Below are 10665 nucleotides of genomic sequence, written 5' to 3'. Positions count from 1 at the left end.
CCGGTGCCGAAAGGGAGAAGGGCCAAGCCGCCGACGAAGGAGGTGGCGCCGCGCCCGCCGACCGTCGGCACCGGGCCGGAGCGACCCGGAGGCGAGCGGGCGACAACACAGCGCCCCCGGCCGGAGGTCCGGGCGGGGGCGCTGTGGTGTGCGAGCGGGAGGGTGTCAGCCCTTGATCAGCTCACGGGCCAGGCGGGCGGTCTCGGACGGCGTCTTGCCGACCTTGACGCCGGCGGCCTCAAGGGCCTCCTTCTTGGCCTGCGCGGTGCCCGAGGAGCCGGAGACGATGGCGCCGGCGTGGCCCATGGTCTTGCCCTCGGGGGCGGTGAAGCCCGCGACGTAGCCGACGACCGGCTTGGTCACGTTCTCCTTGATGAAGGCCGCGGCCCGCTCCTCGGCGTCGCCGCCGATCTCACCGATCATGACGATGAGCTCGGTCTCCGGGTCCTCCTGGAACGCCTTGAGGGCGTCGATGTGGGTGGTGCCGATGACCGGGTCACCGCCGATGCCCACGGCCGAGGTGAAGCCGATGTCCCGCAGCTCGTACATGAGCTGGTAGGTCAGGGTGCCGGACTTCGAGACCAGGCCGATCTTGCCGGCCTTGGTGATGTCCGCCGGGATGATGCCGGCGTTCGACTGTCCGGGGCTGATCAGGCCGGGGCAGTTCGGGCCGATGATCCGGGTCTTGTTGCCCTTCGAACCGGCGTAGGCCCAGAAGGCGGCGGTGTCGTGCACCGGGACGCCCTCGGTGATGACGACGGCCAGGCCGATCTCGGCGTCGATGGCCTCGACGACGGCGCTCTTGGTGTGGGCCGGCGGGACGAAGATGACGGTGACGTCGGCACCGGTCTTCTCGATGGCCTCGGCGACGGTGCCGAAGACGGGCACCTCGGTGCCGTCGACGTCGACCGTGGTGCCGGCCTTGCGCGGGTTGACACCGCCGACGATCTGGGTGCCGGAGGCGAGCATGCGGCGGGTGTGCTTCATGCCCTCGGAACCGGTCATGCCCTGGACGATGACCTTGCTGTCCTTGGTAAGGAAGATAGCCATGGTGTGAAAGTCCCCTTCCTTACTTGTTGGCCAGCTCGGCGGCGCGGTCGGCCGCACCGTCCATGGTGTCCACCTGCTCGACGAGCGGGTGGTTGGCGTCGGTCAGGATCTGCCGGCCCAGCTCGGCGTTGTTGCCGTCGAGGCGGACGACCAGCGGCTTGGTGACCGCCTCGCCCTTCTCCTCGAGCAGGGCGAGGGCCTGCACGATGCCGTTGGCGACCGCGTCGCACGCGGTGATGCCGCCGAAGACGTTGACGAAGACCGACTTGACGTCGGGGTCGCCGAGGATGATCTCCAGGCCGTTCGCCATGACCTCGGCGGAGGCGCCGCCACCGATGTCGAGGAAGTTGGCGGGCTTGACGTTGCCGTGCTTCTCACCGGCGTACGCGACCACGTCGAGGGTGCTCATGACGAGACCCGCGCCGTTGCCGATGATGCCGACCTCGCCGTCGAGCTTGACGTAGTTGAGGCCCTTGGCCTTGGCGGCGGCCTCCAGCGGGTTGGCGGCGGCCTTGTCCTCGAGCGCCTCGTGCTCCGGCTGGCGGAAGTCGGCGTTCTCGTCCAGGGAGACCTTGCCGTCGAGCGCGATGATCTTGCCGTCGCCGGACTTGATCAGCGGGTTGACCTCGACCAGGAGGGCGTCCTCCTTGATGAAGACGGTCCACAGGGTCTGCAGGACGTCGGCGATCTGGTCGGCGACCTCGGCCGGGAACTTCGCGGCCTCGACGATCTCGCGGGCCTTGGCCGCGGTCACGCCCTCGTTGGCGTCGACGGCGATCTTCGCGAGGGCCTCGGGCTTGGTGGCCGCGACCTCCTCGATGTCCATGCCGCCCTCGACGCTGGCCATGGCCAGGAAGGTGCGGTTGGCGCGGTCGAGCAGGTAGGAGACGTAGTACTCCTCCTGGATGTCCGCGGTCTGGGCCAGCATCACCTTGTGCACGGTGTGGCCCTTGATGTCCATGCCGAGGATCTGCCCGGCCTTGGCGACGGCGTCCGCCGGGTCGGCGGCGAGCTTCACGCCGCCGGCCTTGCCTCGGCCACCCACCTTCACCTGAGCCTTGACGACGGCGCGGCCGCCGAAGCGCTCCGCGATGGCGGCAGCGTCTGCGGCGGTCTCGATGACATCGCCGTCAAGCACGGGAACACCGTGCTTGGCGAAGAGGTCCCTCGCCTGGTACTCGAACAGGTCCACGTGTTTGTCCTTGTTCGTGGTCGCGGATTGTGTCTCTACGAGCGTGCCACGGCAGGATCTTCGCTGCGGGTCGTCGGGGCGGTGCGGGTACGCAGAAGTACGGCCTTGCGGCCCACACAGCCACGGGCGCACACGTCAATCAACACGCGCGTCACGTCCGTCTGGCAGGTTATCCCCGGACGACGGGCGTGTTTCGCCCGGGGCCTGCCCGTCTTTGGTGAGAACCGTCACAGACAGCTTAGGGGGCGTACGCCGGGCGCCCGGCCGGGCGGCCCCGCCCGGCCGCGCCCCGGGTTCTGCCGTTCGGGTGAGTCCGACGGCGTCGCATTGACGGGTGCGCCGACAGCTCCGTTCACACCCTCCGTTCACACCCCCTGGTCCGGTACCGGGATCGGGCGTTTCTCGATCGCCGCCGCCATGATCTCCGGGAAGACGTCGGGGGTGCAGGCGAAGGCCGGGGCGCCGAGCGCGGCCAGCGCGGCGGCGTGCGCGTGGTCGTACGCGGGCGCGCCCTCGTCGGAGAGCGCCAGCAGGGCGATGAACTGGACGCCGGCCGCCTTCATCGCGGCCACCCGCTTGAGCATCTCGTCGCGGATGCCGCCCTCGTAGAGGTCGCTGATCAGGACGACGACGGTTTCGGCCGGCCGGGTGATCCGGGACTGGCAGTAGGCGAGCGCGCGGTTGATGTCGGTGCCGCCGCCGAGCTGGGTCGCGAAGAGCACGTCGACCGGGTCGGTGAGCTGCTCGGTGAGGTCGACCACCGAGGTGTCGAAGACGACCAGCCGGGTGTCCAGGCTCTTCATCGAGGCGAGCACGGCGCCGAAGACCGCCGAGTGCACCACGGACGGCGCCATCGAGCCGGACTGGTCGATGCAGAGGATGACGTCCTTCTTCACCGCGCGCTGGGCGCGGGCGTAGCCGATCAGCCGCTCGGGGACGACGGTGCCGTGCTCCGGCAGGTAGTTCTTCAGGTTGGCCCGGATGGTGCGGTCCCAGTCGATGTCGCGGTGGCGCGGGCGGTTCACCCGGGCGCTGCGGTCCAGCGCGCCGCCCAGGGTGGCCCGGGTGCGGTCGGCGAGCCGGCGCTCCAGGTCGGCGACCACCCGGCCGACCACCGCGCGGGCGGTCTCCCGGGTGGTCTCGGGCAGCGCGTGCTTGAGCGAGAGCAGGGTGCCGACCAGGTGGACGTCCGGCTCGACGGCCTCCAGCATCTCGGGCTCCAGCAGCAGCTGCTCCAGGCCGAGCCGGGTGATGGCGTCCTGCTGCATCAGCTGGACGACGGTGGCCGGGAAGTACTCGCGGATGTCGCCCAGCCAGCGGGCCACCTGCGGGGCCGAGCCGCCGAGACCGGCGCTGCGGCGGCCGGAGCGCGGCTGCCCGGCCCGGCCGTCCTCGGCGGCGCCCCGGTAGAGCGCGGCGAGCGCGCCGTCCATCGCGGCGTCGCGGCCGTGCAGGGCGCGGCCGGTGCCGTCGGACTCGCCGCCGAGGACCAGCCGCCAGCGGCGCAGCCGCTCGTCGGCGGAGGTGCCGGGGTCGGCGGCGGGCGCGGCGCCGGGGGTGCTGACTGCCATCGGGGGCTCCTCTGCGTGCGGTTCTGCGGTCTGCGGTTCGCGGTCCGCGGCGGGGACGGGACGGACGGGGCGGGACGGCGGCGCCGTCAGCTGTCGCGGCCCCCGGCCTGCCGGGGGATCCGCGGGAGGTCGCCGGGCTCCCCGGCGACCTCCGGCAACCCGAGCAGCAGGGCGACCACGGGCAGCGCGGCGGCGGCCCGCAGCCGGTCCACCTCGGTGCTCTCCCCCGCCGGTTCGGCGTTCCCGGGGCCGAGCGGGCCGGCCGCCACCCGGCTGCCGACGGTGTGCCGGACCCCGGCCTCCAGGGTGGTGAAGGTCCGCCGCAGCAGCGGCAGCACATCCGTGAAGACCTCCGCCGGGACACCGGTCAGCCAGCTGTCGAGCAGGCCGAGCAGCCGGGGGTCGTGGAGCAGCAGCGCGCCGCCGCCGGTCAGGAATCCCTCGATCCAACCGGCCGCGTCCGCCGGGCTGTTGGCGACGGAGAGCACCAGTCCGAGCCGCCGCCCGGCCTCCGCGGAATCCAGCCGGCCGTCGTCCAGCAGCAGTCGGACGGCGCGTCCGCGCAGCAGGCCGGGGACACCGGTGGCCGGTCCGCCGGACGGCTCGCGCCGGGCGAGCGCCCGCAGGGTGCCGGCCCAGCGGTCGGCGAGGCCGGCGGCGGCTCCGGCGACGGGTCCGTCCGCCTGGTCCAGCAGGCCGATCGCGCCGTGCACCTCGTCGAGGTGACCGCGCATCACGGCTGCTCCGGCGGCGTCCAGTCCGGTGCAGGCGGGCGGCAGGCCGACGCAGATCCGGTCGGCCAGGCCGGCGGCGACCTCGCCGAGGGCGCCGTCGTCGGTGCCCCGGACGTCGCCGTAGCGCAGCGCGCGCACCAGAGCGGGCAGCGCGCCGGCCAGCTGGGCGACGTCGGTGTCCAGCGCGGCGCAGTCGGCGAGCACCCGCATCACCGCGGGCAGCGCCTCGGCCAGCCCGGCCACCAGGCAGGTCTCCACCAGCCCGGTGAGCTCGGCGAGTTCGACCGCGGCCCGGGCGGTGCCGACCGCCTTGCCGACGGCGGCCCGCTCGACCGTGGTGCCCCACTGGGCGGCCTCGGCGATCCGGACGGCGAACTCGGGCTGCCAGCACAGCCGCCAGCTCTCCCGGAAGGTGCCGGTGGAGGCGACCGAGGAACAAGCCGGCACGCCCCAGTCGACGCCGAGCAGGCGCAGCCGGTGCAGCAGCCGGGAGCGGGCCGCGTCGGTCTCCTTGCGCAGGTCGAGGTCGAGGTCGCGCGGGGCGGCCTCGGGCTTGAGCCGCAGGGTGCGCTGGAGCCGGGCCAGGTCGCGCTGGAGCGGGACGGCGGGCGCGGCGTCGGGCACCTCGCCGAGCGCGTCGCCGATCACCAGCCGGTCCTGGACCAGCGCGAGGGCGACGTCCGAGCCGTCGCACATCACCGCGCGGACGGCGTCCAGCGTCTCGGTGAGCCCGGCCAGTGGACGGCCGCGCAGCACGGCGAGGGTGCGGGCCAGCCGGACGGCCTCGATGACGTGCGCGGAGGAGACCGGGTGGTCCTCGGAGCGCAGCAGATCGGCGGCCCGGGTGAGCCAGCCGGGCAGCGGGTCGCCCTCCGTGCGGTGCAGGTGGTGGTACCAGCCCGGGGAGACGATCCCGGCGCCGTAGCCGGTGAGCTGGGAGAGCCGGCGGTGCGTCCAGGGCACCCAGGTGACCTCGGTGCGCACCTTCTTCGGCAGCTCGGCGAGCAGTGCCCTGTCGTGCGCGACGGTCGGCATGGCGGCCAGCGCGGGGACGTGGAAGGCCCCGCAGACCACGGCGATCCTTTGGTGGCCGGCCCGGCGGGCGGCGCGGATCTGCTGGCGCATGTACGCCTCGCGCCGCTCGTCGCGGCGGCCGGCGCCGCCGTCCTCGCGCAGCGCCGCCATCGCCTCGGCGACGGCCGCGAAGGGCGCGAGCGCGTCCTCGCCGTCGCCGGGGCGGCGGTGCTCGACGACGTCCTCCCACCAGCGTTCCGGGTCGTCGTGGCCGGCGGCCTCGGCCAGCCGGGCGATCGGGTCGCGCGGCAGGTCGGGGTCCTCGCCGTCCGGCTCGCCGTCCTCGTCACCGGTGTCGGCGAAGGCGTAGCCGGCCGGCAGGTCGATGAAGCGGAGCGGGACGCCGAGTTCGCCGGCGTAGCGGATCGCCACCCACTCCGGCGAGAACTCGGCGTACGGCCAGAACGCGGCCCGGGCCGGGTCGTCGGCCGCGTGGGCCAGCAGCGCGACCGGCGGCACCATGTCCTTCTCCGCGGCCAGCCCGAGGATCGGGTCGGCCTCCGGCGGCCCCTCCACCAGGACCGCGTCCGGTCGCAGCTGCTCCAGCGCGGCGGCCACCGAGCGGGCCGAGCCGGGGCCGTGGTGCCGGACGCCGAGCAGCGTCACCTCTGCGCTCATCGCGCCCTCCCTCCCGAGTCTTCCGAGGTTGCGGTCGTACGGTGCACGGTCGTGCCGTTCAGCGGGCGTTCTCACGGGCGGCGCGGTAGAAGTCCTTCCAGCCGTCGCGCTCGCGGACCACGCCCTCGACGTACTCGCGCCAGACCTGCTGGTCGGCGGCCGGGTCGCGGACCACCGCGCCGATCACGCCGGCCGCGACGTCGCCGGCCCGCAGCACGCCGTCGCCGAAATGGGCGGCGAGCGCCATGCCGTTGGTGACCACCGAGATGGCCTCGGCGGTGGAGAGGGTGCCGCTGGGGGTCTTCACCTTGGTCCGGCCGTCGGTGGTGATGCCGGCCCGCAGCTCCCGGAAGACGGTCACCACGCGCCTGATCTCCTCGGCGCCGCCGGGCAGTTCGGGCAGTTGCAGGGAGCGGCCGAGCTGTTCGACCCGGCGGCTGACGATCTCGACCTCCTCCTCCAGCGTGCCGGGCAGCGGCAGCACCACGGTGTTGAAGCGGCGGCGCAGCGCGCTGGACAGCTCGTTGACGCCGCGGTCGCGGTCGTTGGCGGTCGCGATGAGGTTGAAGCCGCGCACGGCCTGGGTCTCGGTGCCCAGTTCCGGGATCGGGAGGGTCTTCTCGGACAGGATGGTGATCAGACTGTCCTGGACGTCGGCCGGGATGCGGGTCAGCTCCTCGACCCGGGCGATCCGGCCGTCCGCCATCGCCCGCATCAGCGGCGAGGGGACCAGCGCCTCGGGGCTGGGCCCGTTGGTGAGCAGCTGCGCGTAGTTCCAGCCGTACCGGACGGCTTCCTCGGGGGTGCCGGCGGTGCCCTGCACCAGCAGCGTGGAGTCGCCGCTGATCGCCGCGGCGAGGTGCTCGGAGACCCAGGTCTTGGCGGTTCCGGGCACGCCGAGCAGCAGCAGCGCCCGGTCGGTGGCGAGCGTGGTGACGGCCACCTCGACCACCCGGCGCGGGCCGATGTACTTGGGGGTGATCACGGTGCCGTCGGGCAGCTCGCCGCCCAGCAGGTAGGTGGCGACGGCCCAGGGCGAGAGCTTCCAGCGCTCCGGGCGCGGACGGTCGTCCTGGGCGGCCAGCGCGGACAGTTCGGCGGCGAACGCGTCCTCGGCGTGCTGCCGCAGGACATCGGTCACGACGTCGGTCATCGGGGCTCCTTCGGGTCGGCCGCGGGGGCACACGGGTGCCCGGGCGACGGGATGATCGGGGGGAGCCAGGTCGGCGTCCCGGCCTGCGGAAACCACCATGCACCCGACCACTGACAATCCTGACCGGACCTCAGTTCGGGCCGTCCGGGCGGCGGACCGGACCGCGGACCGACTGTCAGTGCCGCCGCCTACCGTCGTGGTCATGGAGGAACGCTGGAGCACCGAACACGTCCTGTCCCTGGCGCCCGACGCCGCCTCGCAGAAGGCCGCGGGCAAGCTCTCCGCGCCCGCCCCCTGGTCCGCCGCGGGCACCGACGGCGACGCGGTCTGGGGCGAGTGCAAGGGCAGCGGCAGCACGCCGTACCGCACGGTCGTCGAGCTCGCCACGCCCGCCTACCAGTGCAGCTGCCCGAGCCGGAAGTTCCCCTGCAAGCACGCCCTGGGGCTGCTGCTGCTCTGGAGCGGCTCGCCCGGCTCCGTGCCCGACGGCGCCGAGCCGGCCGACTGGGCCGCCGAGTGGCTGAAGGGCCGCCAGGAGCGCGCCGAGCAGCGGGTCGCGCGGGCGGAGGCGCCGGTCGACCCGGCCGCCGCCCGGCGCCGCGCCGAGAAGCGCTCCGCCCGGGTCGCGGCCGGCGCCGCCGAGCTGCGGCTGCGGCTCGCCGACCGGGTCCGGCACGGCCTCGCCGACCAGTCCACCGCCGGCCCCTGGGAGGAGGTCGCGGCCCGCATGGTCGACGCCCAGGCCCCCGGCCTGGCCACCCGGGTCCGCGAGCTCGACGCGGTACCGCAGCAGGGGCTGCTGGCGGAGTACGCGATGCTCCACCTGCTCGCCACCGCGGCGACCCGCCTCGACGAGTTGCCCGCGCCGCTCGCCGCGACCGTCCGCGCCCGGGTCGGCTACACCACCGAGGCCGCCGAACTGCTGGCCGGCCCGACCGTCCGGGACCGCTGGCAGGTCCTCGGCACCCGGACCTCACCGATGGAAGGGGGCTCGGACGAGCGGCTGACCACCCGCCGGCTCTGGCTGCGCGGCGCCAAGACCGGCCGCCCTGCCCTGCTGATCGCCTTCGGCCGCCCCGGGCAGGCCCCCGAACTCGCCCTGCCCACCGGCCAGGTGGTCGAGGCGGAGCTGGCCTTCCACCCCGGCGCCCGCCCGCTGCGGGCCGTCCTCGGCACCCGCCACGGCACCCCCGCGGCGGCGCCCGACGGCCCGCCGCCCGGCCTGTCGGTCGCCGAGGCGGTGGCCGGCTACGGCACCGCGGTGGCCGACGACCCGTGGCTGGACGCCTGGCCGACCGTGCTCACCGAGGTCGTCCCGGTGCTCTCCGAGGAGGGCTGGCACCTCACCGACGGCCGGCACACCGTCCCGGTGCACCGCGCCGCCGTCCCGGAGGCCGCGCTCTGGCGGCTCGCCGCCGTCTCCACCGGCCGCCCGCTCACCGTCTTCGGCGAGTACGGCCACCGCGGCTTCGCGCCGGTCACCGCCTGGGGCCCGGACGGCCGCCCGATCGGCCTCGCCGCGCCCTGAGCGGGCCCCGCGCCCGCCGACCCGACGTCCACCCGCACCCGTTCCACCGGAGGAGGAGGCCCCGTGTCCGACCCCTGGGAGTCCCTGCAGACCACCGCCCTGCTGGGCACCGACCGCCGCCCGCTCCCCGCGCCCGGCCCGGCCGCCCCGTACGACGGCGCCGTCGACCGCACCGACCCGGCCACCGCGCTGCTCGAACTCGCCGCCCTGGAGACGGTCCGCCGCCGGGCCGGCGCGCTGCCCGCGCCGGCCGCCGCCCCGGCCGACCGGCCGGCCGGCGAGGACCCCCGCCCCGAGCCGCCGACCGCCGCCGCCCGTCGGCTCTCGCTGCTGCTCTCCACCCGCGGCGGCGGCAGCGGCGTGCTCGCCAACGTCGGCGAACTGCTCCCGCAGTGGCTCAGCACCGCCCGCGAGCGCGGCTTCCGCGCGCCCGCCGCCAGCGTCCCGGCCCTGCTGGACGCCGCCCGCACCCGCAGCGAACTGCGCCCCGACGCGGTGGCGCTGGCCGGTCCGCTCGGCCGCTGGCTCGCCGAGCGCAACGCGGACTGGCGGTTCGTGCAGCGCGCCGCCCCCGAGCCGCCGCCCGCCCAGGACACCGTGCCCGCCGAGGGCGACCAGCTGTGGCACGAGGGCCTGTTCGCCGAACGGGTCACCCATCTCACGGTGCTCCGCCGCCGCGACCCGGCGGCCGGCCTCGCGCTGCTGGGCGGCACCTGGTCCACCGAGCGCGCCGAGGACCGGCTGCTGTTCCTGGACGCCCTCCAGGAGGGCCTGTCGCTCGACGACGAGCCGTTCCTGGAGGCCGCGCTCGGCGACCGCAGCAAGAACGTCCGGGCCACCGCCGCCGAACTGCTCTCCACCCTGCCCGGCTCCGCGCTGGCCACCCGGATGGCCGAGCGCGCCCGCGCCGCCGTACGCCTCTCCACCCATGGCACGCATCTGCTGGTCACCCCGCCCACCGCGTGCGACCCGGCCATGCAGCGCGACGGCATACCGCCCAAGTCTCCCACCGGGCGCGGCGAACGGGCCTGGTGGTTCGGCGAGGTGATCGCCGCGGCGCCGCTCTCCCTCTGGTCCGGGTACACCGGCCTGACGCCCGGACAGCTGCTCGCCCTGCGGGTCGGCGACGCCATCGACGAGACCAGCAGCACCTGGGCCGACGACCTGCGCGAGGCCTGGGCCCGGGCCGCCGTCCGCCAGCAGGACGCCGCCTGGGCGCGCGCGCTGCTGGGCCCCGCGCCGGTCCCCGGCCCCGGGCGCCCCGCCCGCGCCACCGGTGCCTCCGCCAAGCTGCTCGCGGTGCTCCCGCCCGCCGAACGGGCCGTCTGGACGGCCGCCTTCATCGAGGCGCACGGCCTCGGCGACGCCTTCCAGCTGCTCGGCGCCTGCGCCACCCCGTGGACGCCGCCGCTGTCCACCGCGGTGGTCGAGGCGCTGGCCCGGGCCGCCGCCTCCGGCGCCTACCCGTGGAGCCACAGCGGGGTGCTCGGCATGACCGAGCGCGCGCTCTCCCCGGAGAGCGCCGCGGCGGTCGAGGAGCTGGCCGCCGGGGCCGCGCCCGCCACCGCCTGGGGCGAGACCTTCGCCCGGCTGGCCGGCACACTGCGCTTCCGCGAGGCGATGCTCGCCGAACTTGCGGCCTGACCGGCGCCCCCGCACGCGAACGGGGCCACGCGAACGGGGCCGGGGGGCGGGGGGGCGGCGGGGGGGGCCGCCCCCCCCGGCGGGGGGCGGGGACGCCCCGC

7 protein-coding genes are annotated in these 10665 nt (G+C 75.4%); 2 read left to right on the top strand and 5 right to left on the bottom strand.

All coding sequences use genetic code 11. From position 1 onward, the window contains the following. Positions 1–165 precede the first annotated feature (165 nt). From sucD to ABTX81_RS39120, 5 genes are all read right to left on the bottom strand, one after another. Positions 166–1050, bottom strand: coding sequence for a succinate--CoA ligase subunit alpha (sucD, locus tag ABTX81_RS39140; RefSeq protein ID WP_344331831.1), 885 nt, complete (start codon positions 1048–1050; stop codon positions 166–168). Positions 1051–1069: 19 nt separating this feature from the next. Next, a complete protein-coding gene (gene sucC / locus ABTX81_RS39135; RefSeq protein ID WP_350555658.1) occupies positions 1070–2242 on the bottom strand; it encodes an ADP-forming succinate--CoA ligase subunit beta in 1173 nt (390 codons plus the stop codon). A 365-nt stretch (positions 2243–2607) separates the two neighbouring features. After that, entirely contained in the window at positions 2608–3813 is a 1206-nt protein-coding gene (locus tag ABTX81_RS39130) for a VWA domain-containing protein (RefSeq protein WP_350555656.1), read from the bottom strand. Between the two features lie 86 nt (positions 3814–3899). Beyond that, the gene (locus ABTX81_RS39125; RefSeq protein ID WP_350555654.1) at positions 3900–6239 is read right to left on the bottom strand and encodes a DUF5682 family protein; all 2340 of its coding nucleotides are present in this window, start codon (positions 6237–6239) and stop codon (positions 3900–3902) included. 58 nt (positions 6240–6297) lie between these two features. After that, positions 6298–7392 carry an ATP-binding protein gene (locus ABTX81_RS39120; RefSeq protein ID WP_350555652.1) on the bottom strand — a complete coding sequence of 365 codons (1095 nt, stop codon included), beginning with the start codon at positions 7390–7392 and terminating at the stop codon, positions 6298–6300. A gap of 202 nt (positions 7393–7594) precedes the next feature. On the opposite strand from ABTX81_RS39120, the gene ABTX81_RS39115 reads away from it, so the two are divergent. Together ABTX81_RS39115 and ABTX81_RS39110 are read left to right on the top strand one after the other, a co-directional pair. Further along, positions 7595–8920 carry an SWIM zinc finger family protein gene (locus ABTX81_RS39115; RefSeq protein ID WP_350555651.1) on the top strand — a complete coding sequence of 442 codons (1326 nt, stop codon included), beginning with the start codon at positions 7595–7597 and terminating at the stop codon, positions 8918–8920. Positions 8921–8983: 63 nt separating this feature from the next. Then, the gene (locus tag ABTX81_RS39110; RefSeq protein WP_350555649.1) at positions 8984–10564 is read left to right on the top strand and encodes a DUF5691 domain-containing protein; all 1581 of its coding nucleotides are present in this window, start codon (positions 8984–8986) and stop codon (positions 10562–10564) included. Positions 10565–10665: the final 101 nt, after the last annotated feature.

The organism is Kitasatospora sp. NPDC097605, from assembly GCF_040302725.1.
GTDB lineage: Bacteria > Actinomycetota > Actinomycetes > Streptomycetales > Streptomycetaceae > Kitasatospora.
This window is presented reverse-complemented; position numbering and strand designations above follow the sequence as displayed.